This is a genomic window from Pseudomonas chlororaphis subsp. chlororaphis (assembly GCF_003945765.1).
GTDB classification, from domain to species: domain Bacteria; phylum Pseudomonadota; class Gammaproteobacteria; order Pseudomonadales; family Pseudomonadaceae; genus Aquipseudomonas; species Aquipseudomonas chlororaphis.
On the sequence record NZ_CP027712.1, the window covers coordinates 4,095,584 to 4,121,537 of the forward strand.

Genomic DNA, 25,954 nt, shown 5'->3' on the forward strand with positions numbered 1-25,954 from the left:
CGTTTATGGCAATCACGCAAAGCACCCGCCTGGTGCAGGTCGACAGCCCCCTCGGCGGCGAGGTCCTGCTGTTGCAGAGCATGGAAGGCAGCGAGGAGCTGGGGCGATTGTTCCATTACGAACTGGACCTCACGTCCGAAGACCGGGCGATCAAGTTCGACCAGTTGCTGGGCAAGCCGATGGGCCTGACCCTGGAGCTGCACGGCGGCGGCAAACGCTATTTCCACGGGATTGCCTGCGGCTGCCGGCAACTGACCGGCCACGGCCAGTTCGCCGGTTATCGGGTCAGCCTGCGGCCCTGGTTCTGGCTGCTCACGCGCACCTCGGACTGCCGGATTTTCCAGAACAAGACGGTGCCGGACATCATCAAGCAGGTGTTCCGCGACCTCGGTTTCTCCGATTTCGAAGACAACCTGAGCGGCAGTTACCGCGAGTGGGAATACTGCGTGCAATACCGCGAAACCAGCTTCGACTTCATCAGCCGGCTGATGGAGCAGGAAGGCATCTACTACTACTTCCGCCATGAGAAAGCGCGGCATGTCCTGGTGCTGGCCGACGCCTACGGCGCCCACTCGACGGTGGCCGACTACGCTTCGGTGCCCTTCTACCCGCCCGATCAGCAGATGCGCGAGCGCGACCACTTCTACGACTGGCAACTGGCGCGGGAAGTCCAGCCGGGCTCGCTGGCGTTGAACGACTACGACTTCCAGCGCCCCGGCGCCAGCCTCGAAGTGCGCTCCAGCGTGTCGCGCAGCCACAGCAACGGCGACCATCCGCTCTACGACTACCCGGGCGAATACGTCCAGAGCAAGGATGGCGAGCATTACGCACGCACCCGTATCCAGGCCATTCACAGCCAGTTCGAGCGCGTGCAGTTGCGCGGTCGCGCGCGTGGCCTGGGCTGCGGGCATCTGTTCAAGCTGACCGGCTACGAGCGCGCCGACCAGAATCGCGAATACCTGGTGGTGGTCGCACGCTATCAGATCCGCCAGGAGCTTTATGAAAGCGGGCAACTGGACCTGGCCGAGCAGTTCACCAGCGAACTGGACTGCATGGATGCCAGCCAGGCCTTCCGCCCCCTGCCCCTGACGCCCCTGCCGATTGTCCGCGGGCCGCAGACCGCCAGGGTGGTAGGCCCCGCTGGCGAGGAGATCTGGACCGACCAGTATGGCCGGGTCAAGGTGCATTTCTATTGGGATCGCCACGACCAGTCCAACGAAAACAGCTCCTGCTGGATGCGCGTGTCACAGGCCTGGGCCGGCAAGAACTGGGGGTCGGTGCAGATCCCGCGGATCGGCCAGGAAGTGATCGTCAGTTTCCTCGAAGGCGACCCGGATCGCCCGATCATCACTGGCCGGGTCTATAACGCCGAACAGACCGTGCCCTACGAGCTGCCGGCCAATGCCACCCAGAGCGGGGTGAAAAGCCGCTCGAGCAAAGAGGGCTCGCCCGCCAACTTCAATGAAATCCGCATGGAGGACAAGAAAGGCGCGGAGCAGTTGTTCATTCACGCCGAGAAGAACCAGGACATCGAGGTCGAGAACGACGAGACCCACTGGGTCGGCCACGACCGCAGCAAGACCATCGACAACGACGAGACCGTGCACGTCAAACACGACCGCACCGAAACCGTCGATAACAACGAAACCATCACCATCGGCGTGGATCGCAAGGAAAAGGTCGGCAATAACGAGACCATCTCCATCGGTGTGAACCGTACCGAGGATGTCGGCAGCGACGAGAAAATCACCATCGGCGCCAACCGCACCGAGAAGGTGGGCAACAACGAGACCATCACCATCGGCGCGGACCGCACGGAAAAGGTCGGTGCCAACGAAACCATCAGCATCGTCAGCAACCGCACCGAGGACGTGGGCGGCAACGAGACCATCGACATCACCGGCAACCGCAACGAAACGGTCAAGGGCAACGAAGGTATCGAGATCAACGGCAACCAGAGCACCCAGATCGGCCAGAACGAATCCCGCGACGTATCCCAGAACCGCACCACCAACATCCAGCAGAACGACAGCCTGGACGTCGGCAAGAACTTCTCCCTCACCGCCGGCGACTCCATCACCCTGACCACGGGCGCGGCCAGCATCACCATGAAGAAGGACGGCACCATCATGATTCGCGGCAAGGACATCACCATCGACGGCTCCGGCGCCATCAACATCAAGGCCAACCGGAACGTGGTGGTCAAGGGCCAGAAGATCCTGCAGAACTAGCACAGTGGAGGTGTGTATATGACGGTCCAGCACCCGCTACCCATACAGGCCCGCATCGACGCAGTGGTCATCGGCACCCTGCTCGAGCTGCCGCACGCCAGCGCGCCCAGGGTCGTTTACCCGGGTTGCCCGGATGCCAGCGGCGTCGTTGCCCGCTGCACCGCGCTGCTGGGGCCCGCGGATATCGGCGGCCAGGTGGCGCTGATGTTCGAAGGCGGCGACCCGGCTTGCCCCTTGGTGATCGGCCGCCTGCTCGGCGCGGACGCCCCGCCCGAGCCAGCCGCCAGCGTGCGGCTGGACGAGCAGTGCCTGGAACTGAGCGCCGAACGCGAAATCGTGCTGCGTTGCGGCAAGGCCAGCATCACCCTGACCCGCGCGGGCAAAGTGATCATCCAGGGCGCCTACCTGTCCAGCCGCTCCAGCGGGGTCAACCGCATCAAGGGCGGTTCGGTGCAGATCAACTAGACAGGTATCCGGCCTATGGAACTGCTCAACGCCAGCCAACTGCTTGCGGCCTATACCCAGGGCCTGGCGCCCGATGGCCGCGAATCCCTGGTGGTGGTGGCCAAGGGCACGTTCAACCTGCCCCTGGACGGCCGCGCGGCCACCCTCGCCGACACCCAGCAACCGCTGCTGATGGCCGACACCTTCCTCGGCGAGCCCGGCCTCAGCGCGCCGCTGCAGGAAATGGACTTCGCCCCGGTCAAGCCATGCTGCGATGTGCTGGTGCGCGGCAAGGCCTACGCGCCAGGCGGGCGTCCCGTGACGCAACTGACCGCGGGCATTCGCGTCGGGCGGATGAGCAAGGCCTTTTCCGTCCTCGGTCCACGGCAATGGCAATCGGGACTGTTGGGCGTTGCTCCCGGCTTGCCGCAGCCGTTTACCGAGCAGGACATCTCCTACGCCCGGGCGTTTGGCGGCAGCCATCCGATCGCCAACGACCCCCAATTGCGCCACTGCTACCTGGACAATCCGATCGGTTGCGGCTGGTACCCACGCAGCGCCGACAGTGCCGACATCGTCGGCATGCCGATGCCGAGCACCGAGGAGCTGGGCAAACCTATCGACAGTCCCTCTGGCGACTTCCGCCCCATGGCCCTCGGCCCCCTCGGCCGTGGCTGGCCGCAACGCGCCCGCTTCGCCGGCACCTACGACGAGGCCTGGCTGGCCGACTGCTTTCCCTTTCTGCCGGCGGATTTCGACCACCGCTACTTTCAGGCGGCCCCTGAGGATCAGCAGACCCACTACCTGCGCGGTGGCGAGGATGTGCTGTTGCTCAACCTCACGCCCCAGGAGCGCGCGGGCTTTCGCATTCCCCAGATGGAGGTGCCGGTGACCTTCTTTCTGAAAAAAGGCGGCCATGAAACCGTGCAGGCGGTGATCGACACCCTGCTGATCGACACCGACACGCAACGCGTCGAGATCACCTGGCGCACCAGTCGCCCGCTCAAGCGCAACCTGTTCGAAATCGCCCAGGTACTGGTCGGCACCATGTCCACGGGCTGGTGGCGCGCCCGCGAACTGGGCAAGGATTACTACCCGTCGCTGTCGGCCCTGGTGAAAGCCAAACGCACGCCAGAGGAGACGCCCTGATGGCCGAGCTGTGCATCATCGGTTCCGGCATGGTCAGCGCCGTCGGCCTGAGCGCCCCCGCGAGCTGCGCGGCGATCCGTTGCGCTATCGATAACTTTCAGGAAACCCGCTTTATCGACCAGGGCGGCGAATGGCTGATCGCTGCCAGCGTGCCCCTGGAACAGCCCTGGCGCGGGCGCAGCAAGCTGATCAAGATGGCGGCGCGGGCCATCGCCGAGGCGCTGCAGGGCACGCCGGGCGTCGACCCGGAGCAAACCCCGCTGCTGCTCGGGGTGGCGGAGGCCGACCGCCCCGGCCGTCTCGACGGCCTGGACCTCAGCCTGCTGCACGACATTGAACATGAGTTGGGCCTGCGTTTTCATGGCAGCTCCAATGTCATTGCCCGTGGCCGGGTCAGCGGCGCGGTCGCCCTGCTCAATGCGCGCAAACTGATTTACCAGCAAGGCCATCGCCATGTGCTGATCGCCGGCGTCGACTCCTTCCTGAGCGGAGCGACCCTGGCCGCCTTCGAAGAGCGCGAACGCCTGCTCACCAGCCAGAACTCCAACGGTTTTATCCCCGGCGAAGGCGCCGCCGCCGTGGTGGTCAACGCCCCGACCGCCAGCGAAACGCCACAGCTGGCCTGCATCGGCCTGGGGTTCGGCGTGGAAAAGGCCACGGTGGAGGCCGAAGACATTCCGCTGCGCGCCGACGGCCTGACCCAGGCCGTGCGCGCGGCCCTGAGCGAAGCCGGCTGCGGGCTGGAGCAGATGGATTATCGGCTCACCGACCTCTCCGGCGAGCAGTACTACTTCAAGGAAGCCTCCCTGGCCCTGAGCCGCACCCTGCGGGTGCGCAAGGAATTCTTCCACCTCTGGCACCCCGCCGACTGCATCGGCGAAGTCGGCGCCGCCATCGGCCCGGCGATGCTCGCCGTGGCCCTGGCCGCCAGCCGCAAGGGCTATGGCGAAGGCCCGAATATCTTCTGCCACCTCGGCAACGACGCCGGCCAACGCGCCGCCGCGCTGCTCAGCTACCAGACTGTGAGGGCCGCCTGATGGGCAACCAGGTCTTTGCCAACAATATGGAGGTCTCCTGCAAGGCGGCCGATGGCAAGTCGGTGGCCTGCTTTCCGGATGTCTGCTTCACCCCGCCCCAGGCTCCACCGACTCCAATGGGAGTGCCCATTCCCTACCCCAATACCGGCAGGGCCAAGGACACCACCAGGGGCAGTCGGACAGTGAAGATCACCCGTAAAGAGGTGATGCTGAAGAACAAGAGTTACTTCAAGACCAGCTATGGTGACGAAGCAGGCTGTGCCCCGAAGAAGGGGGTAGTCACTAGCAAAATCAAAGGCAAGGTCTACTTCACTTCCTGGTCCATGGATGTGAAGTTCGAAGGCGAAAACGTAGTTAGAAACCTGGATATGACCACCCACAATCATGCGTCGTATCCCGGCAACACACCCACTTGGCCGTATCTCGACGAGGTTGCCGGCGGTCCGCCCGGCAAGGGCTGCGAAGACGAACGCAAGGAAGTCGAAGACAAATGCTCTGGCGAGCATGACAAAGATTGCACGAACGACGATTGCCAGCGCGCCAAGAAATGCATGCTGGTTCCTCATACCCCACGTTCGACCGAAAACCAACAGGGCTGCTGCAAAGGTGAGACGCCTCACCACTTGATCGAAGTTCATTGTTTTACCGAGGCCTCGGGGCGTTCCTCGAAAAAACGCCTGGAGGAATTCAAGAGCTATGACGATACGCGTGCACCTTGTGTCTGCGTCACTGGCTCCCGCTACAAAGAGACACATGGTCAGATGCATGCCATTCAGAACACTGCCGAGAAGGGGGCCATGGATGCCGATGGCCCACGCTCTCAGATGGGGGGCAAGGACAATGCGTGGAACTATGGCGCGGCCAAGGAAAGCGCAGTATTTGCGCATCAAAAGACCTTCCCTGCTTCGGGTAAAGACGGCAAGCCCTGTAAAAAAGAATGCCTTGAAGCTCAAATGGACAATTATCACAAACAGGTCGGCGTCACCGATAACAAGACGCCGTTGCGTGCCGACAGGTCTCCCCTCAACGACGAGCAAAAGGAATATGGCGCAGAACAATTGATGGACCTCGATGGCTGAGAACCTTATGGAGTACTCATATGAATAACAGGGCAGTTACATTTTCGGAGTGCACCGTCATCAGGAAAGACTTGGTATTTATCACCGCCCAGATAACCGATTTGAATAATCAGGATATCGGCCATACCAAGGTTATCCGTTGGAAAAACGGTGCGTTTGCGCATTTCATGATCGATTGGACGGCTACCGCCATCACTGCTTTCGCTAGCCCAATGACACTGTTCTGTATGGGCCTGGATGGCGACATTCATGTATTCCAGGGTGGCGCCAAGACCCATGAGTCCATCACTGGCCCAAGGGAAACTGGCCCACTGCGTGACATGCGGGTTATCGCGGGTAGCAATTACGTCGCGGGTATGCAGCGACAGGTCTATCGGCGTAGCAGTTCCGGTGACTGGCTACCGCTCAGCGCCCCAATTCTCAACAGAGGGGGGATCAAGGGATTCAATTCCATTGATGGATACTCGGCGAATGAAATCTATGCGGTAGGCTTGGATGGTGAAATATGGCTATTCAACGGCGCGCAATGGCAGCCCATAGACAGTCCGACCTCCGTTGCCCTGCAGCGTGTTCACTGCGCGCCCAATGGCAAGACCTATATCGTTGGGCAAGCCGGGGTGGTTCTTGCCGGAAGGGAAGACCGCTGGGAAGTCATCGATCTGGGCGACTTCAGCGATGACCTGTGGGGAGTGGAAAGCTTGAATGACGATGTGTTCGTTTCCTCCTCCAAAGCAGTCTTCAAGCTAGCGGATGGACGCCTCGAGCAAGCCGCTATTGGATCTGACGGAATAGGGTCGGCGTCTTTTTTATCAGCAGGCGATGGCGTTCTCTGGTCGGTCGGCAATCGGCATCTGGCGTTTACCTCGGACGGCAAGAACTGGACGCCGGTTGATTACAATGACCCCGCCTACTGAATCCATGTCGACTACGCGCATCTCCTGCAGCCGCGCGGCGGCGACGGACACAGAATGGGCCTACCCGTCACCTGCGCTGGGCTCGAACGAGTCAGGGAGCGCGCGTCCTGCCTCCCGCCCATGCGCCCCCCTGTCGGGCGTGCGCCTCGCGATGAACGCCAGCCACTCTCGACCCTGGACAACCAGCAGCGAAGCCCGCGCCGACGGCGACCAGCGGCGCGCCCAGCACAGGCCAGGCGATCACCCCGGATGCCCACCTGTCCAGCCGCTCCTGAGGGGCGAACCGCGTCAGCGGCGGTTCGCTGCAGATCAACCGAGGCACCACACGCATGGAACTGCTCAACACCACTAGGCTGGTAGCCGGCTATACGACCTCCACCGACAAGGTCGGCCGCGAATGGCTCGTGGTCGTGGCGAAGGGAACCTATGCCATTCCCGACCGTCCAGAGCGGGAACCGCAACTGCTGGAAGATCAGCGTCCCTTGGTGATGACGGACATCTTCACTGGCGAGCCCGGTTCATCGGCGCCGCTGTACGAGAATGACTTCGCACCTGGCAAGCCTCGCTGTGACGTACTGCTTAATGGAAATTGCCATGCCCCGCACGGGGAGCCGGCAACCGCCGTTACCGTCGCGATCAAGGCGGGCTCCCTCATCAAAGCATTCAAGGTGGTGGGGCCTCGCACGTACGAGGCTGGACTGCTATCAGCCTCGCCCGCCACACCTCAGCCGTTCACCACGTTGCCAATCAGCTACAACAACGCCTACGGGGGAGTCGACCGAACACATCAAGACCCAGCCAAGCATCGCTGGTACCCACTGAACCACGCTGGCGTCGGTTTTCACCCCAAGGCTGATGCGGCACAACTGCATGGCAAGCCGCTACCCAACACCGAGGAACTGGACAATCCTGTAACCAAGCCGCAAGGCGGCTATAGACCCATGGCATTCGGTCCGATCGGTCGCGCTTGGCAACAACGCATACGGTGGGCGGGTACCTACGATCAGAAGTGGCAGGATCATCAATTCCCGTTTCTACCGGCAGACTTTGACACCCGCTACTTCCAAAGCGCCCCGGAGGACCAGCAGATCGACTATCCCCACGGAGGCGAGGATGTGGCGCTGATGAACCTGACCCGTCAAGGCAGGACAGCGTTCAGGCTTCCGGCCGATCTTCGTCTACCTGTCCTGTTCCTCTCCCGGGAAGATCGGATCACCGAGGTTCCGGCCGTCGTCGATACCGTGTTGCTGGAGCCGGACGAAGGACGGCTGACCCTGGTGTGGCGGGCATCTATACCGCTGCGACGCAACATCCATGAGATATCGCAAGTCAAGCTCGGGACAAGCAGCCGGCAAATGGCGCTTGATCGGGCCAGGGATGAACGCATGCGCGGGAAGCGCCGGTTCAAGTCACTGGCCGAAGTCGTCGAGTGGTCAAAAACAACGCGCCATCCGAACGACCTGGACGATGACTGATCATGCAAAGAAATAACAACATATTCATAACGAGCAGCGGTATGGCCTGTCCTGTCGGCCTGAATGCCGCCAGCGCCTGCGCGGCCAAACGCGCCGGTCTCTCGGCCTTGGAAAACCTGCCCTACCTCGACAACTCATGCGAACCCATCGTTGGCGCCATGGTGCCCGGCCTGGACTGGACGCTGCCACGCGCCTCTCGCTTGATTGAATTGCTGAGCCAGGCGCTGGCGGATCTGCTGCGCGGGCCACCCGATATGCCCTGGGACCAGATACCGCTGCTCCTGTGCCTGGCCGAACCGGAACGCCCCGGAGGTGGGAGCCGTAACGCGGGCCTGGTCCAATCAATCGTGAACCACTTATACGACGCGTTCGACGTTCACTTCCATCCCTCCAGTTCACGGGTGTTTCCAACGGGCCACACCGCGGGGTTCTTGGCCCTGCATGAAGCACGACGGTTGATTCAGCAGGAGCAGGTCCCCGCGTGCCTGGTCTGCGGAGTCGATTCTCTGCTCAACGCGACGACGCTCCAGTGGCTGGATGAGCATCACCGGTTGAAGACACCAGCCAACCGGGACGGCGTGATTCCCGGCGAAGCCGCCGCCGCCGTGCTGGTCCAGACAGAGCCCTGGGGCGATAGGCACGCCGAGGTCATCGGGATCGGCTTCGGCCAGGAGCAAGCATCGATCCTTTCAGGCGAACCGTTGCTCGGGCTTGGCCTCACCGCCGCCGCACGCTCTGCGCTCGCCGAGGCAAAACTCGGCCTGCATGAGATCGATCTGCGCTTGTCGGATATTGCCGGCGAGTTGTATGGGTTCAAGGAACTCCCTCTCATGGAGGGCCGGCTCATGCGGGTTGTCCGAAAACAGGCGCAACCGCTGTGGCATTGGGCAGAGGCCATCGGCGACTCCGGGGCCGCTGCCGGCATTGCACAACTGGTGCTTGCCGATCAGGCATTTCGCAAGGGCTATGCTCCGGGGACGAAGGCGATGGGCCTAACCAGCTCGGTCGCGGGCGACCGAGCGGCTACCATCCTGAGAGCATCAACCCTGAGCCGTTTCAGTCCACCAAAGGACAGAGGGACCAACCATGGGCTGTGAAGTCTATGCCAACGGGGACGAGATCGCCTGCAAGGCCGGCGATGGCAAGGTGATCGCCGCCTTTCCGGACGTTTGCCTCACCCCCCCTGCCCCACCAGCCGGCCCGATCCCGGTGCCGTACCCCGACACATCCTTCTCCAAGGACATGAAGAAGGGCAGCAAGACGGTGAAGATCAAGAGAAAGGAAGTCATGTTAAAGGACCTCTCCTATTACAAGACCTCCCCTCTAGGTGACGAGGCGGCGACGAAAAGCCAGGGCGCAGGGGTTATCACCCACGTCATCACCGGCAAGACCTATTTTGTCTCCTGGTCCATGGACGTGCTGTTCGAAGGGAAGAACGTCGATCGGCATACAGACATCACGACGTCTAATCATGCCAGTCCGATAGCGAATGCCAGTACTCCAACAATAAACATTGCGTTTGCAGCCCCTCCTGATACCACACCGTTTCAGGGAGAATGCAAATGCTGTGGTGAGTTCCACGCTGGTCAGCAAGGGGGGGTCGAAGTCTCAGAGGACGTGTGGTACGGGCTTAATGAGGGCCAAGACATTGAGAGTGAATTTAATACTATGGATGACCCTCACCCTCAAAATAAAAATGAGCAAAGAAAAACAGCTCGGAACTTGAAAAAACTAATAGAGCGAGAGCCTAAGTTAGAACAGCGGAAAGCCGCAGTTAGTTTGGCCCGAGAACTTGAATGCAAAAGCCTACCTGAACATCCATGCAATACATATTATATCTTCCCACAGACGACCGAAGATACTGACAAGCACAAGACCATGCGTTCAAAAAGAACATCCGAAATAGATGACGCGTGGAACTCATACAGAAAGGAATATAAAGAAAAAAATGATTTACCTGAAACAGTTGAACACAGAGGAAAAGTTAAAGAAAACAAGATAAATCATCGGGTACCGAAGGCGGCTGGAGGTTGCCCAACCGGCGATAACAATCTTGTACCCGACAGCAAATTAAGCAGCGAGTGCCGGGATGCAGATGAGCAGCTGAGTTTTGCTCAGACTGATGCTGCCAATAGATGGGATGAAACATTTAAACCAAAGAACTCATGACCCTGCAATCTTTGTCGTTAACTCGGCACCTCCATGCACATGTTAAGATTTATGATTCGAGGTATAAAAAATGCGATATAAAAAACCAAAATTCATGAGCAATGGAACATTGCATTGGGATAAGTTTGGATATGAGTTCTCCACCCCCCCAGACATAGACCTTCTCTCTGATTCTGCACTCTGCAATGATAATCCTTGGGTTGTGTTTTCTGCCGTCCTAGAGCATTTAAAACTTGGGCAGTTCAGTTCGATTTCAGTATTACATAATATCATTCAATCAACTGATGATGGTATTCTTAGAGAATGTTGCGCTGAGTTAATAGGGGATGCAGGCTCTATAAGCGTCATCGAAAACTTCACCAAGGAATTTTCCGTAGAGATATTTGATACTAATCGCCCAATTCGTCAAATAGAGCTTTGTATTGCGTTTCGTCAGTCCATGCTGCTCTGCACTGTCCCTATCATGCTGAAAGCCTACTTGCTCTCTACAGACAGAAGGGAGACCAATATTCTGCGAGTTTATCTTTCTCACCTCCTAGAGCCTGAGTTTGGCGATATCGCCTGCTCATTGGTGCCGGACGAAACATATCAGGATATTGTCATGAGCAAATACCGTGAATTAAAAGAAGCATTCCAGTCAGATAATATCCCAGTGTTATATGGGTCATTGTTTTCGGTCGGCAATCTAGCCAGGCGCATGCGCACTGAGCTTGCGACCTCCCCGGTAAATGAGACAAATATATTGCGAATGAGACATCACCTGGAGGCAAGCACTGCTTACAATTGCAGTTCATTTTACAAGCATGAAAGTTTTCAACCCCTTAATGCTGCCGCATTGATTGAAGATTTTATTGATAACCCCGAAAACATGAAGTACCAGGAGGGGCAGCGATACTTTTACGGGCACAACATTCCTGAATAGTTTACCAAGTAGCCCCATTGCCACGGCCACCTTGTTCACGTTGCTCTATGCTCAGGATAAGAATGCTGGCGATGACTGCTGTTAGGATTCAAATAGTTAGGTAGTGCTTTTTGCGGCCATTCCCTGCGGGACTCTTATGATGCCCCTGATAATGAACATGATTGACCAACACGCCGAAGAAGCCGGTTTCCTCGCCCTTCTGCGTGACCAGGCGATGCGTGCGCCGCATTACGACCTGGATGACGTGGGTAAGCTCGACGAGCGCATCGAAGCCCATCTGGACGGTCTGCGCATCGCCGGCCTACCCGGACTAGACGCCGTGCTGCAGCAACTCAGCCCCCACGCACAGGGCGAGGTATTTGCCGCCACGGTGCCGGCATTCGAAACCGGCAATATCGCTGCCATGGCCACTTTGGCCGAACAGGTGCGCACCCGCGAAGGCAGCGAGCGCTTTATGGCCGCGGCCTTGGGTTGGCTCGACTGGGAGCGGGTATCGCCCTGGATCGAGCGCATGCTCGCCTCCCCCGAGCCTCTGTTCCGCCGCCTGGGCCTGGCCGCCTGCGGCATGCACCGCCGCGATCCCGGCTCCGCCCTGCTGGCCGGGCTTTCCCATGCCGACCCCGGCGTGCTGGCGCGGGCCGCGCGTACTGCCGGCGAGTTGCGCCGTCGTGACCTGATGTCGGCTATTCGTGCCCACCGCCAGCATCAGGATGCAGCCACCCGCTTCTGGGCCAACTGGGCCACCGCGCAGATGGGCGATGAAGAAGCGCTGGAGCCGCTGCGCCAGTTCGCCGAGCAACCGGGCGAGTTCCAGTACCGCGCGCTCTGCGTATGGCTGGCCTGGCAAAAGCGCGAGCACAGCATCGCCTGGATCCGCCAGTTGATGCAGAACCCCGGGCAGCGGCGCATCGGCATCCAGGCCGTCGGGCTGCTGGGCGATCCGGTCAGTGTGCCCTGGCTGATCCAGCAGATGAGCGACCTGCCTTATGCCCGCGTCGCTGGCGAGGCCTTCAGCCTGATGACTGGCGCCGACCTGGCGCTGCTCGATCTGGAATTGCAGGACCTGCCGGATTTCGATGCCGGCCCGAACGACGACCCTGAGGATGCCAATGTCGCCATGGACCCCGATGAGAACCTGCCCTGGCCCGACCCGAAGCTGATCGCAGCCTGGTGGCAAGCCCATGCAGGCGATTTCCAGGCGGGCGTGGGTTATGTGCTGGGGCTGCGACAGAACGAAAGCAGTTATTGGCAAGCGCTTATCCAAGGGCAGCAACGCCAGCGTATCGCCGCGGCCTGCGGCATCGCTCGCTTGCGGCCGACCGAAGTGCTGTTCCCCACCAGCGCACCCGCCTGGCGGCAAAAGGCATTGTTGGGAGAGCCGGCGGCGTTCGGGCGCTGAACAGGCAACCGCCCCGGATGGCACCGGGCTACACCGGACAGCCCCCGCCCCCGCCAACGCCAGCGCACTCTCCCCACGCCTTATCGCGCGACCGACGCCACGCCGCGATTCAACTGTTCGCGCAGGAACTCGATAAATACCTGCACCGGCCGCGAACCCTGGCGGTGCTGCGGGTAGACCGCCGACAAGGCCAGGGGCTCGGGCTCGAAGCCGTCCAGCAGCGACACCAGTCGCCCGTCCTTCAGCGCCGCCTCGACGATGAAGGTCGGCAGGTAAGTGATGCCCATGCCGGCGATGGCCGCGTCCTTGAGCAACTCGCCGTTGTTGACCCGCATCCTGCCGGTGACGTTGACCAGCAAGGGCTTGTTGCCCTGCCCTTCGAAACGCCACTGCACCTGGCGGCCGTGGCCGTAAGGCAGGCAGTCGTGGCCCTGCAGTTCCTCGGGCCTGAGCGGGGTGCCGCGCTCGGCCAGGTACGCCGGGCTGGCGCAATACACCCGCTGGATCAAGGCGATGCGCCGGGCGATCAGCGTCGAGTCTTCCAGCACGCCGATGCGCAAGGCCAGGTCGTAGCCCTCGCCGAGCAGGTCCACCGGGCGGTCGCTGAGATCGACCTCGACCGCGACATCGCGATAGCGCCGCAGGAACAGCGGCAACAGCTCCCCCAGATGGGCCATGGCGAACGACAGCGGCGCGCTCAGGCGAATGGTGCCCCGGGGGTCGACGGTCTGGCCGGCGATGCCCTGCTCCACCTGTTCGACTTCGCTGAGCAGGCGCAGGGCCGACTCGTAGTAGCTCTGGCCCAGGGGCGTCACGTCCAGGCGTCGGGTCGAGCGATTGAGCAGGCGCACACCCAGGCGTTCTTCCAACTGCATCAGGCGCCGGCTGACGAACTGCTTGGACAGGCCCAGTTGATCCGCCGCCGCGGTGAAGCTGCCGGCGTCCATGACCTGGCAAAAAATACGCATGTCTTCGAAGGGGTTCATTGTCACTCTCTGGTTGACAGCTGAACGCTTTATAGCGGCTTTTTCGCGTTCCGGCACCTCATTCCACCTGGAAAACCACATCGCCTGGTTTTACGACGGCTGCGCCGTCGATCGCAGCCTGCGGCAGCGGCTACAGGGACCGCGATGCCTGTGTAGCCGCTGCCGAGCTTGCGAGGCTGCGAACGGCAACGCAGTTGCCGCAAAACCTGAGTCCGCGATCTGCCTGGAAAACCACATCGCCTGGTTTTACGACGGCTGCGCCGCCGATCGCAGCCTGCGGCAGCGGCTACAGGGATCGCGCTGTCCGCGAGGCAAAAAAATGCCCGCACAATGGCGGGCATTTTTTCAGCTCAGCGATAACACGAGGCTTATTTGGCAGTGAACGCCGAGTAGCTGTTCATCAGGTTGCGATAGTTCGGGATACGCTGCGACAGCAGGTTGGCCAGGCCTTCCATGTCGTTGCGCCAGTCGCGCTGCAACTCGCACGCCACGGAGAACCAGTTGACCAGCTGTGCGCCGGCGGCGGCCATGCGGGCCCAGGCAGCCTGCTGTACCACCTCGTTGAAGGTGCCGGAGGCGTCGGTCACGACGAACACGTCAAAACCTTCTTCCAGTGCGCACAGGGTCGGGAACGCCACGCAAACGTCGGTCACCACGCCGGCGATGATCAGTTGCTTGCGGCCGGTGGCCTTGATCGCCTTGACGAAGTCTTCGTTGTCCCAGGCATTGATCTGGCCTGGGCGAGCGATGTAGGGCGCGTCCGGGAACATCTGTTTCAGCTCGGGCACCAGCGGGCCGTTCGGGCCGGATTCGAAGCTGGTGGTGAGGATGGTCGGCAGCTTGAAGAACTTGGCGCAGTCGGCCAGGGCCAGCACGTTGTTCTTGAACTCGTTCGGCGAGAAATCCTGGACCAGCGAGATCAGGCCGGTCTGGTGGTCGACCAGCAGGACAACGGCGTCATTAATGTCCAGACGTTTGTAGGGTACGTTGCTCATGTGAAACTCCTAGGTGGATGGATGTCGCTATGGGCGCCGGCCACTGCGGCCGGCACTGTTGTTGATCGTCAGAAGGCAAAGCACGAGCAGCCGAAGGCGCCCCAGAAACCCTGGAAGTCACTGACCGGCACATTCGACAGGCGCGCCCGCTCGTGGCTGTGGGCATGCACCGCGCACGGGCCGCTGCACTGGTGCACCTGGGCCACCAGCGGCGAGGTCGGACGCCAGTGCCCCGGCACCTTGACCACCGGCGACCAGTCCGGCAGCACCGGCACCATCGGTGGCGAGAGCTTGGAGAAGTCGCCGGCGGCGTACACCACCTTGCCGTCGACCACGGTCAGCACCGACTCGATCCACTTGATGGCCTCTTCCTCGACGCTGAAGAAGTCCGCGGACAGCGCCGCCAGGTCCGCCAGTTGGCCGACCTTGATCTGGCCCTTCTTGCCCTGCTCCGAGGAGAACCAGGCGCTGCCATGGGTGAACAGTTCCAGCGCGGTCTGCCGCGGCAGGCCTTCGGCATGCAGCTCCATGCCGCCCACGGTCTTGCCGCTGACCATCCAGTACAGGGACGTCCAGGGGTTGTAGCTGGAGACCCGGGTGGCATCGGTGCCGGCGCCCACCGGCACGCCTTCGGCCAGCATGCGTTTGATCGGCGGGGTCTGTTCGGCGGCCTTGGCGCCGTAGCGATCGACGAAGTATTCGCCCTGGAACGCCATGCGATCCTGGATCGCGATGCCGCCGCCGAGGGCACGAACCCGCTCAATGTTTTTCGGCGTGATGGTTTCGGCGTGGTCGAAGAACCACGGCAGGCCATTGAACGGAATGTCGCGGTTGACCTTCTCGAACACGTCGAGCATGCGCGAGATCGACTCGTCGTAGGTGGCGTGCAGGCGGAACGGCCAACGCTGTTCCACCAGATGGCGCACCACCGGCTCCAGTTCCTGCTCCATGGTCTGCGGCAGGTCCGGACGCGGTTCGAGGAAGTCCTCGAAGTCGGCGGCGGAGAACACCAGCATTTCCCCGGCGCCGTTGTGGCGCAGGAAGTCGTCGCCCTGGTGCAGCTTGACGCTGCCGGTCCAGTTCTTGAAATCGGTGAGTTCTTCCTTGGGCTTCTGGGTGAACAGGTTGTAGGCGATGCGCACCGTCAACTGCTGCTCCCGGGCCAGTTGCTCGATCACCGCGTAGTCGTCCGGGTAGTTCTGGAAACCGCCGCCGGCATCGATGGCGCTGGTCAGGCCGAGGCGATTGAGTTCGCGCATGAACTGGCGGGTCGAGTTGACCTGGTATTCCAACGGCAGCTTCGGCCCCTTGGCCAGGGTCGAATAGAGAATCATCGCGTTTGGCCGCGCCACCAGCATGCCGGTGGGCTCGCCGTTGCTGTCGCGGACGATCTCGCCGCCCGGCGGGTTCGGCGTGTTGCGGGTGTAGCCGGCGACCCGCAGGGCCGCGCGGTTGAGCAAGGCGCGGTCGTACAGGTGCAGGACGAACACCGGGGTGTCCGGCGCCGCCTGGTTGAGTTCTTCCAGGGTCGGCATGCGTTTTTCGGCGAACTGGAACTCGTTCCAGCCGCCCACCACCCGCACCCACTGCGGGGTTGGCGTGCGGTCGGCCTGGTCCTTGAGCATGCGCAGGGCGTCGGCCAGCGACGGCACGCCTTCCCAGCGCAGTTCCAGGTTGTAGTTCAGGCCGCCGCGGATCAGGTGCAGGTGCGAGTCGTTGAGGCCGGGGATCACCGTGCGGCCCTTGAGGTCGATGACCTGGGTGGCGCTGCCGCGCAGGGCCATGGCCTCGGCATCGGTGCCCACGGCGACGAAGCGCCCCTGACTGATGGCGACCGCGCTGGCGCGGGGCTTCTCGCGGTCGACGGTGTGGAATTGACCATTGAACAGAATCAGATCGGCGTTCATCGGATGTCCTTCTGAATGGGAAGAGGCAAGGGACAGCCGCGGCCAGAAAGCCGCCGCGGCGCTGAGCAAGGACCCGGCTGCGAGCAAGTGGCGGCGCAGCGGATCGGTCGGGTCATCGTTATTGGCCATGGCCGGGCTCCAGGTGTCGATCGGTGGCAGAGGCTTGCAACCAGGGGGCGAACAGCCGGGTCGCCAGGGGCATGAACAGATAGACCACCGACAGCACGATGGTCAGGGTGATCAGGAAAGTGGCGACCACGTAATTGCCAAGCCAGGCATTCAGTTGCAGCACAGGCCCCCAGATCAGCGGCACCAGCAGGGTGTGCGGCAGAATTACCAGCATAGTCAACAGCGCCTGCTTCCAGCGTGGCGGTGGCGAAGCGGCGTCGGTCTGGGTGGAAAACCAGAATTCATGGACCGGGTGGACTTCGGTCTGGTCGCCGTCGGCCAGCATCGGCTCGGCTTCGTCCACCAGCGTCCGGCGTTGCGGCGAGTCGAGCCAGCGCTGCATCGCCTCGGTGGAGCAAAAGCGCAGCACGCAGGTGAACAGGTCGAGGCCGCCGCTCTTGCCGCGAATCACGTCAACGCCCAGATGCCCCTCGTACTGCCCGGCCACCCCGACAATGCGCCGCAACCAGGCTTCATAGGGGGCTTCGAGACCAGCCTTGACCCGGTGCTTGACGATCAGCGTCACGACCTCATCGGAGTCTGGTCGCGCAGTGGCTTCGAGGCGATTGGAATCAGACATAACGCAAGGCTCCGGCGAAACGGTCATTGAGGGCCAGCCGTCCCGGGCCAGCGATAAAAATGCTGCTGAACAGGATCAACAGCAGCCAGGCGAACTGGCCTTCGGCCAGGCTCCATTGCGGGTGCACCACCAGCAGTGCCACCAGCAGCACCGCGAGGATCGGCAGGCACGCCAGGCGCACCGCCACCCCGGCGACAATCAGCAACGGGCACAGCACCTCGGCGAAAATCGCCAGCATCAGCGTCAGGTTGGCGCCCAGCCGGAACGGGTCTTCGATGCGTTGCAGTTCCGCGCTGTAGTCGAGCAGTTTCGGCAGGCCGTGCACCCACAGCAGAAACAGCCCGGCGCTGACCCGCAAAAACAACAGCCCGAGATCCCGGGCTCGTTCATTCCATGGTGAAGCGTTCATTGGCGCACTCGCACAATTTGAAAGATCCCCGGCATCGCCGCCGAGATTGCATGGTGCCGTTGCGCGGTCCGGAAAAATTGAATGTATGTGCTCTCTTGCCGCAGGGGCCGGAGCGACCGCCCGCGCCTAGGCGCCGTGGATCCTCAAGGGCTCGGACATGAACTGGGCGATCCGCGAGCGCAACCAGCGCTCGGCCGGATCGTTGTCATGCACCCCGCTCCAGGCCATGGACAGCTGCGCCGCCTCGATGGCGAACGGCGGGTCCTCGGCGCGCAAGGCGCAGCCTTCGACCAGGGCACAGGCCGCGTAGTCGGGCACGGTGGCGATCATCTCGGTGCCGGCGAGCAAGGCCCGCAGACCGCTGAACTGCGGCACCCCCAACACCACCCGGCGGCTGCGCCCGACCTTGGCCAGGTCGAGGTCGATATTGCCGCTCAGGTCGCCGGAGAACGACACCATGGCGTGGGGCCGCCGGCAGTATTCATCGAGGGTCAAGGGTTCGGGCCGGTTGTCGCCGCGCAGCACCTTGCAACCGATGTCCCGCAGCTTCTTGCGCTTGGCATTGGCCGGCAATTCGGTGGTGTAGCTGACCCCGACCGAGATCTCCCCGGAGGCCAGCAAGGCCGGCATCAACAGGTAGTTGGCCCGGCGCACCACCACGACTATGCCCGGGGCCTCCTCGCGCAACCGGCTCAACAGCGGCGGAAACAGACCGAACTCGGCATCGTCCGAGAGGCCGATGCGAAACAGGTCGCAGCTGGTCGCCGGGTCGAATTCCTTGGCCCGGCTGACCGCGCCCGAGATCGCATCCATCGCCGGTTGCAGCTCCTTGAGGATCACCAGCGCCCGGGCCGTCGGCTCCATGCCGCGACCGTTGCGCAACAGCAGCGGATCGTCGAACAGGTCGCGCAGGCGGCCCAGCGCGGCGCTCACCGCGGGCTGGCCCATGAACAGCTTTTCGGCGACCCGGGTCAGGTTCTTTTCGAACATCAGGGCCTCGAAAATCACCAGCAGGTTCATGTCGATGCGGCGCAGATCGTTACGGTTCATCGGTACGGTCCCTTTGTGTGTTCAGCCAGGCGCTCATCACTCGATCATCGGCACCCTGGCCGCCCGCTGGTAAGGCCCGTACTCGGCCGGCACCCACTGGAAGTGCCCGTCCACCGCGGCGATATGGCCCACGCCCGGGAACGGCAGGTGCGCCGCGGTCACCCAGGTCTTGCTGTTGGCCGCCTCGCTGAAGACCTTGGCCCGGGCCTTGATCGCCTGCTGGTTGTCGACGTCGAAACGGATCGATACTTGCGGGTGCTCGAACTGCACCGCCAGGTTATGCACCAGGTCGCCCATGAACAGGATGCTCTGGCCCTGGGAGGTAAAGCGGTAGGTGGTGCTGCCCGGGGTGTGCCCGGCCTCCAGCCGGGCCTCGACGCCCGGCACCGGCGACTGGCCGCTGGCGAAGGTCTTTAAGCGCCCGGCGGCGCGGTACGGGGCGGTGGAGTCCTGGGCGATCTTGAAGAATTCCCGGGCACCGGCGGGCGCCTTGGCCAGCGCCTGCGGATCGAGCCAGTAATCGGCTTCGGCCTGGGCGGCGTAGACCGTGGCATTGGTGAACAGCGGTTGCCGCTTGGCGTCCACCAGCCCGCACACATGGTCCAGGTGCAGGTGGGTGAGCAGGATGGTGTCGACCTGCTCCGGGCGATAACCGGCGGCCTGCATGTTCGCCGTGAGCATGCCGGCCGTGGCGCCAATGCACTGGCCGGCGCCGGTGTCCACCAGGATCAGTTGCTTGCCGGTATTGACCAGGAAGGCGTTGAAGGCGGTCTGTACCCCCGGGGTCTCGATCGAGTGGCGGGCCAGCAAGGCGCGGATCTGGCCCTGGGTCATGCCCTGGAGCAGCTTCGGCGACAGGTCGTTGTAGCCATCGAACAGCGCCGTCACTTCGTAATCGCCTACCGCCAGGCGGTAGTAACCGGGTACCTGGGTCGCCTGCACCGGCGCCTGCGCCTGGGCGCCAAGCGATGTCAGGGCCAATGCCAGGGCTGCCCCACGCAGCGTGCAAACCAGAGAATGCGTCATGCCTTCACCTTTTGATCGAATCAGAAAAACGGCCACTGCCACGCCAGCCGCGCAAGGTCGATCATGCCCCGCCGGCACCCCGCGAAAATTGCAGCCATGTGCTCAGTTGCCGCGAATACGCAACCTGCGGCTAAGCGGAATTAACAACGTTTAACTCGCAAGCCCCCGCGCCGCCGCCAAGAATGAGGCCCTCTGCGCAGACCTGTTTTCTAAATCGGGAAGCGCCCGGCTCACCCCGCGGTGCGCCGGCGCATGCCCACCGACACGGAATTTCGTCATGGCCCACGCTCAGCACAACGCCGTCAGGGCGTCCGTCCCGCAACCCCGAAAAACCACCCCTGGCGGCCTGTCTCCCTGGCGCGAAAGCCTGGTCAAGCAAATGATCCTCGACGGCCTGAGCGACACCCTGGAAGTCACCGAACTCGCCCGTGCCTGCGCCCTGTCCCGCAGCCATTTCTCCCGCGCCTTCAAGTGCAGCACCGGCCTGTCCCCCCAGGAATGGATTCGCTGCCAGCGCATCGCCCGGGCCAAGCAACTGATCCGCAACACCGACCTGACCCTGACGCAGATCAGCCTGGAATGCGGCTTCTGCGACCAGGCGCATTTCTGCCACATCTTCACCCACAGCGAAGGCATCAATCCGCTTGCCTGGCGTTGCGGGGTAGCACGCGTCCGCCCCTGCCTCGACCAGGCGGCCAGCCATGGCTGAGGACCATGGGTTGGCCGTGGCTTGAGTGACTCAAATCGATGAATGGCCCAGGCGCTCGGCCAGGCGCGCCACCCGCTCGCCCAGGTGCGCGGCGGTGCGGCGGTCTTCCAGGGGCGGCGCGTGTTCGGGGGACTGTTCGACATTCGACTGGGCCATGGCGCCCAGGGAACTGCCGAGGCGATTCAACTGGCCATCGAACACCCCGCGACTGGAGCGCGCCGGCAGCAGGTCGAGGCCGACCCAGATCATCGAGTGCTGGGCCGCGAAGACCGCCATCTGCAATAAGGTGTTGAGCTTGTCGCCACACAGGCAACCGGAATTGGTGAAGCCGGCGGCGAGCTTGTCGCGCCAGGGCTGGGCCAGGTAGAACGCCGCGGTGGCCTCCATGAACCCCTTGAACGGCGCCGAGGCGCTGCCCATGTAGGTCGGCGCGCCGAAGATGATCGCGTCGGCCTGGTGCAGGCACTCCCACTGCTCGTGCACCTCCTCCACCGGAATCAGCCGGCAGGCGCTGCCCAGGTGACTCTCCACCCCCTGGGCCACGGCTTCGGCCATGACCCGGGTATGGCCATAGCCACTGTGATAGACCACCACCACCTTGCTCATTCCGGCATCCTCCAGAGGTGTTCATCCCTTTTCTCCCGCGCGCGGCACGCCCGACCGGCCCTGCGGTTGGCGACCGTGAAGGTCTGGAGTTTTGGGCGTAGGGCGGACCCAGGGCGAGTTAAACGTTGTTAATTTTCAAGGGCCCAACCACTGCCCCTGCCCGCCCGTCGCCAACACCGTGGCCAATAAATACGGGGCCCATCGCTGGCAAGAAGATTGCTGCGGTTAGTGCACCCAAGGCACACCCGTCCGCGTCGCGTTGCGTTGTCCAGCAAACCTGAGGAACATGCTTGCAAACCGCGCGATAGAAGGCCGCGCCCTTCTCCGCCTCCCCGCACAGGTGCCACGGGGAGGACGAGAAACAGATAACAGCAGCAGGAGTGAGCCGTTGACCCTACCCCCCGAACAGGCTGTGCATTTTGGCCCCTACCGGATCTACCCCGGGCAACGCCTGATCCTGGAAGCCGAGCGGCCCTTGCGCCTGGGCCGCCGCTCCATGGACATCCTGCTGATCCTGCTGGAACACGCCGGCGAAGTGGTCAGCAAGCAGCAACTGATCGCCCGGGTCTGGCCCAGGAGCGTGGTCGAAGACACCAACCTGCGGGTGCACATGGCGGCGCTGCGCAAGGCCCTGGGCGACGGCCAGGCCGGCCAGCGCTACATCGTCACCGTGGCCCAGCGCGGCTACAGCTTCGTCGCGCCCTTTTCCCTGGAGCCGTTCGCCCCCGAGCGCTTCGAGCAAGGCCCCAAGGACCCTTCGGCCGAGCCGGGCGGGCATAACCTGCCGGTGCGCCGCACCCGCCTGATCGGGCGCCAGGCCCTGGTGGACAATGTGCTGACGCAACTGGCGCGCCAGCGCTTCATCACCCTGGTCGGCCCCGGCGGCATCGGCAAGACCACCGTGGCCCTGCGGGTCGCCGAACAACTGATCGGCCAGTACCGGGACGGCATCCGCCTGCTGGACCTGGCCCCGCTCAACGACCCGCGGATGATCACCAGCCACCTGGCGACCCTGCTCGACCTGGCGCTGCACGACGACGAACCGCTGGCCAGCCTGGCGAACTTCCTGCGCGAGCGGCAGATGCTGCTGGTGATCGACAACTGCGAGCACCTGCTCGATGCCATCGCGCCGCTCTGCGAAAGCATCCTGCGCGCGGCGCCACAGGTGCATGTCCTGGCCACCAGCCGCGAGAGCCTGCGCGCCGAGGGCGAATGCGTGCAACGCCTGGAATCCCTGGATTGCCCACCGCCCATCGCGGTGCTGGACCGCGCCCAAGCCCTGACCTTCTCGGCCCTGCAATTGTTCGTCGAGCGGGCGATGGCCAGCCACGACAGCTTCGAACTGAGCCAGGACGAACTGCCCCTGGCGATCGAGATCTGCCGGCGCCTGGACGGCATTCCCCTGGCCATCGAACTGGCCGCCGCCCAGGTCGGCAACCTGGGGCTCGCGGGCTTGCTCAGCCAGTTGCACGGCAGTTTTCGCCTGCTGACCCAGGGCTGCCAGGTCACCCCGGGCCGTCATCAGACCCTGCGCGCCACCCTGGACTGGAGCTTCGAACTGCTCAGCGCCTGCGAGCAGACCTGCCTGCGCCGACTGGGCGTGTTCAGGGGCGGCTTCACCCTGCCATCGGCCGCGGCGGTGATCGTCGACACGCACATCGAAGCCCGCGTGGTTTTTACCGCGATCACCCAGTTGGTGGCCAAGTCCCTGCTGAACGTGGAGGTCGGCGACGAGGAAGTGTTCTATCGCCTGCTGGACACCACCCGCAGCTATGCCCTGGAAAAGCTCGAGCAGGCCGCCGAACTGCCGGCTACCCGCAGGCGCCACGCCGAACGTTGCCTGGCCTTGATGCATCAGGCCCGGGACGACTGGGAGCAGACGCCCTCGACGCTGTGGGTCGAGCGGCACGCCCGCAGCCTGGAAGACATCCGGGTGGCGCTCGACTGGGGCTTGAATGCCCAGGGTCCGCAACAGCTGGCGATCCACCTGGCCGCGGCCTCCGCACCGCTGTGGCAGGAACTGTCGCTGCTCAAGGAGCACGGTGGCTATGTGCGCCAGGCCCTGGCCCTGCTTCACGCGGCGGGCGAGACCTGCCCGCGCCTGACCCAGGCCCTCAAGCTGGCCCTCGGCAGCGCCTGCTACCACACCCAGGGCAGCAGCACCGAGGCCATCGAGGCCTTCGTCGCGGCCAGGGCCCTGGCCGAAAGCACCGACGATGTGGCCGCCCAGCTCAAGGCGGTGTCCGGGCACATGGCGGTCAACCTCAGTTGCGGTCACTACCGACTGGCCCTGGAGCAAAGCCGGCAGTTCGACCACCTGGCGCGGCGCGGCGCCGGCTCGACCGCGATGTCCCTCAGCACCCAGCGCCTGCAGGTGCTGGCCCTGCACTTCGCCGGCGACCAACCACGGGCCCGGGACCAGGCCGAGCAAGTCATCCAGCTGATGGCCCAGAGCGGCAATCTGAGCCGTTTCACCCGCGGCTTTGGCGTGCAGTACGACCAGAGCGTCGCCGCCCTGACGATCCTGGCGCGGATCCTCTGGCTGCAAGGCCATCCGGAACAGGCCTGGCGCACCGCGCGCCAGGCCCTGGACATTGCCCTGCAGATCAACCACGGCACCTCCATCTGCTACACCCTGGCCCTGGCCGGCTGCCTGATCGCCCACTACAACGGCGACACCGCGACCGCCCGCGAACTCCTGCGCCTGCTGCTGGAGCAGGCGCAGAAGCATTCGGTGCTGCTGTTCTACACCTGGGGCCGGCACTATGCGCAGGTCATCGAAGGCGCCCCGGAGTTCTCGCCGCCACAATCCGGCACCGGGCTGATCGGCGAAATCATGGTGACCCTGGACGGCGCTTTCATCGACAACGCCTTGCTGCAACGGGCCGAAAGCGGCACCGCAGGCTGGAGCACGGCGGAGATCCTGCGCACCCGGGCCGAGGCGCTGCTGACCGACAATGCGCCTGACGCCGCCGAAGCGGTGCTGCACCAGGCGTTGGCTGTGGCCAGGGCCCAGGGCGCGCTGACCTGGGAATTGCGCAGCGCCACCTCGCTGGCCCGGCTCTGGCAGCGCCAGGGCCAGGCCCGGCGCGCCCATGAGCTGCTCGAACCGCTCTACGCCCGCTTCACCGAAGGTTTTGCCACGCCGGACCTAACCCGCGTCCGGGAACTGCTCGATGAGCTGCAACGACAGGTGCCTGACTGACAGCCAGCGGGCCTTGCCGATGGCGTGGGCATGCCGCCTTTCGAACACCCGCAGCTGCCCGCTGTGTTCCAGCTTCTGCAGCGCGTAGGCGCGGGTAGTGTTGAGAAAGCGGTAATGCGTCGTGCCCTGGCCGGGCTCCACCACCAGCAGCGATTTGCGCGCCAGTTGCGCCATCACCTCGGCCACGCACTCGGGCCGCAGCACCGCACAGCTGATGACGTCGGTGGCGGCCTGCACGGTGAAGGCCATGTCGAACACCGCCAGGCGCTGCAACAGGCTTTGCTCCAGCGGGCTCAGCCGCTGATAGCTCCAGTCCAGGGCGGACTCGAGCGTCCTATGCCGGGCCACGGCGGTGCGCCGGCCCTGGGTCAGCAGTTGAAAGCAGTTGTCCAGCTGCGCTTGCAGCCCCACCAGCGCCAGCGCATCGATCTGCGCCGCCGCCAGCTCAATGGCCAATGGCAAGCCATCGAGCCGCCGACAGATCTCGCGCACCGCTGCCAGGTCCTGCTCCCGCAAGGCAAAGCCTTGCTGGCGGGCCCGGGCACGGCTGACCAACAGCTGCACCGCCGAATGGCTCATGACTTCCGCCACGCTGTGCAACGACGAGGCCGGCGGCACCGACAGGGCCGCCAGGCCATGCACGGTTTCCCCCGAGGCGCGCAGCGGTTCGCGGCTGGTGGCCAGGATCGACAGCCGTGGCGCCGAGGCCAGTAACTGCTCGACCACGGCCCGGCAGCGTTCGAGCAGATGCTCGCAATTGTCCAGCACCAGCAAGGCATGCCGGGTTGCCAGCGCCTCCAGGCCGGCGTCCAGCTCGAGGCTGTGCCTGAGGTGCTCGACCAATTGCGCCGGGTTGTCGATGCTCGCCAGGTCGATGAACCACACGCCGTCGCGGTAGTGCTGCAACAGCAACTCGGCGACCTGCAGCGCGACCGTGGTCTTGCCGATCCCCGCCGGACCGACCAGGGTCATGAACCGGCGCACCGGCAACTGCCGGACCAGGCTGCCGACCACCGGGTCGCGACCGATGACCGGGGTCAGCCGTGCCGGCAGGTTGTGCTGGGGCTTGTGCAGGCTCGCCAGCGCGACCGGCTCCCCCTGCGCCTCACGCCGCACCGGGGCGGTGAAGCAATAACCGCGCTGCGGAATGTTGACGATGTAGCCTTGCCCGTCCTGGCCGTCGCCGAGGGCGCGGCGCAGGGCGGCGATGTGCACGCGCAGGTTGATGTCCTCGACCACCGAGTTCGGCCAGACACGAGCGATCAATTCGTCCTTGCCCACCACCTGGCCGGCGCGCTCGACCAGCACCCGCAGGATGTCCAGGGCACGCCCGCCCATGCGCAACGGCCGGTCGCCGTCGAGGACCAGCCGCTGCCGCAGGTGGAAGGCGTAGGGGCCGAACCGCAGCAGCCCGTCGCCGTGCAAATCTCTGATGCTGTTCATGCCCATCCACATGCTGGAAACCTGGCCGGCGCCAGGCTCCCGCACCTCCAT

Annotated in this window: 23 protein-coding genes; 14 read left to right on the forward strand and 9 right to left on the reverse strand. The window is 63.5% G+C overall.

The features are described from left to right. Nucleotides 1–5: 5 nt before the first annotated feature. From C4K27_RS18545 to C4K27_RS18595, 11 genes are all read left to right on the forward strand, one after another. Nucleotides 6–2,231 (forward strand): type VI secretion system Vgr family protein, encoded by a 2,226-nt coding sequence (locus C4K27_RS18545; RefSeq protein ID WP_053261658.1) that lies wholly within the window; start codon nt 6–8, stop codon nt 2,229–2,231. Between the two features lie 18 nt (nt 2,232–2,249). Next, nucleotides 2,250–2,696: a DUF6484 domain-containing protein gene (locus tag C4K27_RS18550; protein ID WP_053261659.1), complete on the forward strand. Its 447-nt coding sequence runs from the start codon at nt 2,250–2,252 to the stop codon at nt 2,694–2,696. Between the two features lie 15 nt (nt 2,697–2,711). Then, a complete protein-coding gene (locus C4K27_RS18555; protein WP_053261660.1) occupies nt 2,712–3,824 on the forward strand; it encodes a DUF2169 family type VI secretion system accessory protein in 1,113 nt (370 codons plus the stop codon). Further along, nucleotides 3,824–4,861 carry a 3-oxoacyl-ACP synthase gene (locus tag C4K27_RS18560; RefSeq protein WP_053261661.1) on the forward strand — a complete coding sequence of 346 codons (1,038 nt, stop codon included), beginning with the start codon at nt 3,824–3,826 and terminating at the stop codon, nt 4,859–4,861. Before C4K27_RS18555 ends, C4K27_RS18560 begins: the two co-directional genes overlap by 1 nt. After that, nucleotides 4,861–5,940, forward strand: coding sequence for a PAAR-like domain-containing protein (locus C4K27_RS18565; RefSeq protein WP_053261662.1), 1,080 nt, complete (start codon nt 4,861–4,863; stop codon nt 5,938–5,940). The genes C4K27_RS18560 and C4K27_RS18565 overlap by 1 nt, the downstream gene beginning before the upstream one ends. A 20-nt stretch (nt 5,941–5,960) precedes the next feature. Further along, nucleotides 5,961–6,854, forward strand: a complete 894-nt coding sequence (locus C4K27_RS18570; protein WP_053261663.1) for a beta propeller repeat protein — start codon at nt 5,961–5,963, stop codon at nt 6,852–6,854. Nucleotides 6,855–7,183: 329 nt separating this feature from the next. Continuing rightward, on the forward strand, nt 7,184–8,329 hold the full coding sequence (locus C4K27_RS18575; protein WP_053261664.1) for a DUF2169 family type VI secretion system accessory protein: 1,146 nt from the start codon (nt 7,184–7,186) through the stop codon (nt 8,327–8,329). A gap of 2 nt (nt 8,330–8,331) precedes the next feature. After that, nucleotides 8,332–9,426 carry a beta-ketoacyl synthase N-terminal-like domain-containing protein gene (locus tag C4K27_RS18580; RefSeq protein WP_053261665.1) on the forward strand — a complete coding sequence of 365 codons (1,095 nt, stop codon included), beginning with the start codon at nt 8,332–8,334 and terminating at the stop codon, nt 9,424–9,426. Continuing rightward, nucleotides 9,416–10,498: a DUF4150 domain-containing protein gene (locus tag C4K27_RS31340; protein WP_081002309.1), complete on the forward strand. Its 1,083-nt coding sequence runs from the start codon at nt 9,416–9,418 to the stop codon at nt 10,496–10,498. Before C4K27_RS18580 ends, C4K27_RS31340 begins: the two co-directional genes overlap by 11 nt. Before the next feature lie 70 nt (nt 10,499–10,568). Further along, nucleotides 10,569–11,420 carry a hypothetical protein gene (locus C4K27_RS18590; protein ID WP_125738059.1) on the forward strand — a complete coding sequence of 284 codons (852 nt, stop codon included), beginning with the start codon at nt 10,569–10,571 and terminating at the stop codon, nt 11,418–11,420. A gap of 157 nt (nt 11,421–11,577) precedes the next feature. Then, complete coding sequence (locus tag C4K27_RS18595) at nt 11,578–12,819, forward strand: TIGR02270 family protein (RefSeq protein WP_394325649.1); 1,242 nt, start codon at nt 11,578–11,580, stop codon at nt 12,817–12,819. Nucleotides 12,820–12,899: 80 nt separating this feature from the next. Here C4K27_RS18595 and C4K27_RS18600 read toward each other — a convergent pair whose 3' ends face one another. Then, entirely contained in the window at nt 12,900–13,805 is a 906-nt protein-coding gene (locus C4K27_RS18600) for a LysR family transcriptional regulator (RefSeq protein WP_053261668.1), read from the reverse strand. Here C4K27_RS18600 and C4K27_RS31265 point away from each other — a divergent pair. Next, the gene (locus C4K27_RS31265; protein ID WP_162235133.1) at nt 13,765–14,187 is read left to right on the forward strand and encodes a hypothetical protein; all 423 of its coding nucleotides are present in this window, start codon (nt 13,765–13,767) and stop codon (nt 14,185–14,187) included. The two genes, C4K27_RS18600 and C4K27_RS31265, sit on opposite strands and share 41 nt — an antisense overlap. Here the strand turns inward: C4K27_RS31265 and ycaC are convergent. From ycaC to C4K27_RS18630, 6 genes are all read right to left on the reverse strand, one after another. Next, on the reverse strand, nt 14,174–14,800 hold the full coding sequence (gene ycaC / locus C4K27_RS18605) for an isochorismate family cysteine hydrolase YcaC (protein WP_007924341.1): 627 nt from the start codon (nt 14,798–14,800) through the stop codon (nt 14,174–14,176). The genes C4K27_RS31265 and ycaC overlap by 14 nt on opposite strands. A gap of 68 nt (nt 14,801–14,868) precedes the next feature. After that, complete coding sequence (locus tag C4K27_RS18610; RefSeq protein WP_053262080.1) at nt 14,869–16,707, reverse strand: amidohydrolase; 1,839 nt, start codon at nt 16,705–16,707, stop codon at nt 14,869–14,871. Between the two features lie 118 nt (nt 16,708–16,825). Beyond that, nucleotides 16,826–17,455 (reverse strand): antibiotic biosynthesis monooxygenase, encoded by a 630-nt coding sequence (locus tag C4K27_RS18615; protein ID WP_053261669.1) that lies wholly within the window; start codon nt 17,453–17,455, stop codon nt 16,826–16,828. After that, on the reverse strand, nt 17,448–17,864 hold the full coding sequence (locus C4K27_RS18620) for a DoxX family protein (protein ID WP_053261670.1): 417 nt from the start codon (nt 17,862–17,864) through the stop codon (nt 17,448–17,450). Before C4K27_RS18620 ends, C4K27_RS18615 begins: the two co-directional genes overlap by 8 nt. Before the next feature lie 126 nt (nt 17,865–17,990). Further along, nucleotides 17,991–18,914: a LysR family transcriptional regulator gene (locus tag C4K27_RS18625; RefSeq protein ID WP_053261671.1), complete on the reverse strand. Its 924-nt coding sequence runs from the start codon at nt 18,912–18,914 to the stop codon at nt 17,991–17,993. Between the two features lie 36 nt (nt 18,915–18,950). After that, nucleotides 18,951–19,940 carry an MBL fold metallo-hydrolase gene (locus C4K27_RS18630; RefSeq protein ID WP_053261672.1) on the reverse strand — a complete coding sequence of 330 codons (990 nt, stop codon included), beginning with the start codon at nt 19,938–19,940 and terminating at the stop codon, nt 18,951–18,953. Between the two features lie 277 nt (nt 19,941–20,217). Here C4K27_RS18630 and C4K27_RS18635 point away from each other — a divergent pair, with 277 nt between their 5' ends. Next, nucleotides 20,218–20,649: a helix-turn-helix domain-containing protein gene (locus C4K27_RS18635; RefSeq protein WP_053261673.1), complete on the forward strand. Its 432-nt coding sequence runs from the start codon at nt 20,218–20,220 to the stop codon at nt 20,647–20,649. Nucleotides 20,650–20,679: 30 nt separating this feature from the next. Here the strand turns inward: C4K27_RS18635 and C4K27_RS18640 are convergent, their stop codons facing one another. After that, the gene (locus C4K27_RS18640) at nt 20,680–21,255 is read right to left on the reverse strand and encodes a flavodoxin family protein (protein ID WP_053261674.1); all 576 of its coding nucleotides are present in this window, start codon (nt 21,253–21,255) and stop codon (nt 20,680–20,682) included. A gap of 388 nt (nt 21,256–21,643) precedes the next feature. Here C4K27_RS18640 and C4K27_RS18645 point away from each other — a divergent pair, with 388 nt between their 5' ends. After that, nucleotides 21,644–24,460, forward strand: coding sequence for an ATP-binding protein (locus C4K27_RS18645; protein ID WP_053261675.1), 2,817 nt, complete (start codon nt 21,644–21,646; stop codon nt 24,458–24,460). Here the strand turns inward: C4K27_RS18645 and C4K27_RS18650 are convergent. Then, on the reverse strand, nt 24,407–25,903 hold the full coding sequence (locus C4K27_RS18650) for an ATP-binding protein (protein WP_053262081.1): 1,497 nt from the start codon (nt 25,901–25,903) through the stop codon (nt 24,407–24,409). The genes C4K27_RS18645 and C4K27_RS18650 overlap by 54 nt on opposite strands. Nucleotides 25,904–25,954 lie beyond the last annotated feature (51 nt).

Coding starts and splice junctions, on each gene's coding strand:
- C4K27_RS18545 (WP_053261658.1), top strand. CDS start 6: ATGGCAATCACGCAAAGCACCCGCCTGGTGCAGGTCGACAGCCCCCTC.
- C4K27_RS18550 (WP_053261659.1), top strand. CDS start 2,250: ATGACGGTCCAGCACCCGCTACCCATACAGGCCCGCATCGACGCAGTG.
- C4K27_RS18555 (WP_053261660.1), top strand. CDS start 2,712: ATGGAACTGCTCAACGCCAGCCAACTGCTTGCGGCCTATACCCAGGGC.
- C4K27_RS18560 (WP_053261661.1), top strand. CDS start 3,824: ATGGCCGAGCTGTGCATCATCGGTTCCGGCATGGTCAGCGCCGTCGGC.
- C4K27_RS18565 (WP_053261662.1), top strand. CDS start 4,861: ATGGGCAACCAGGTCTTTGCCAACAATATGGAGGTCTCCTGCAAGGCG.
- C4K27_RS18570 (WP_053261663.1), top strand. CDS start 5,961: ATGAATAACAGGGCAGTTACATTTTCGGAGTGCACCGTCATCAGGAAA.
- C4K27_RS18575 (WP_053261664.1), top strand. CDS start 7,184: ATGGAACTGCTCAACACCACTAGGCTGGTAGCCGGCTATACGACCTCC.
- C4K27_RS18580 (WP_053261665.1), top strand. CDS start 8,332: ATGCAAAGAAATAACAACATATTCATAACGAGCAGCGGTATGGCCTGT.
- C4K27_RS31340 (WP_081002309.1), top strand. CDS start 9,416: ATGGGCTGTGAAGTCTATGCCAACGGGGACGAGATCGCCTGCAAGGCC.
- C4K27_RS18590 (WP_125738059.1), top strand. CDS start 10,569: ATGCGATATAAAAAACCAAAATTCATGAGCAATGGAACATTGCATTGG.
- C4K27_RS18595 (WP_394325649.1), top strand. CDS start 11,578: ATGATTGACCAACACGCCGAAGAAGCCGGTTTCCTCGCCCTTCTGCGT.
- C4K27_RS31265 (WP_162235133.1), top strand. CDS start 13,765: ATGACCTGGCAAAAAATACGCATGTCTTCGAAGGGGTTCATTGTCACT.
- C4K27_RS18600 (WP_053261668.1), bottom strand. CDS start 13,805: ATGAACCCCTTCGAAGACATGCGTATTTTTTGCCAGGTCATGGACGCC.
- ycaC (WP_007924341.1), bottom strand. CDS start 14,800: ATGAGCAACGTACCCTACAAACGTCTGGACATTAATGACGCCGTTGTC.
- C4K27_RS18610 (WP_053262080.1), bottom strand. CDS start 16,707: ATGAACGCCGATCTGATTCTGTTCAATGGTCAATTCCACACCGTCGAC.
- C4K27_RS18615 (WP_053261669.1), bottom strand. CDS start 17,455: ATGTCTGATTCCAATCGCCTCGAAGCCACTGCGCGACCAGACTCCGAT.
- C4K27_RS18620 (WP_053261670.1), bottom strand. CDS start 17,864: ATGAACGCTTCACCATGGAATGAACGAGCCCGGGATCTCGGGCTGTTG.
- C4K27_RS18625 (WP_053261671.1), bottom strand. CDS start 18,914: ATGAACCGTAACGATCTGCGCCGCATCGACATGAACCTGCTGGTGATT.
- C4K27_RS18630 (WP_053261672.1), bottom strand. CDS start 19,940: ATGACGCATTCTCTGGTTTGCACGCTGCGTGGGGCAGCCCTGGCATTG.
- C4K27_RS18635 (WP_053261673.1), top strand. CDS start 20,218: ATGGCCCACGCTCAGCACAACGCCGTCAGGGCGTCCGTCCCGCAACCC.
- C4K27_RS18640 (WP_053261674.1), bottom strand. CDS start 21,255: ATGAGCAAGGTGGTGGTGGTCTATCACAGTGGCTATGGCCATACCCGG.
- C4K27_RS18650 (WP_053262081.1), bottom strand. CDS start 25,903: ATGAACAGCATCAGAGATTTGCACGGCGACGGGCTGCTGCGGTTCGGC.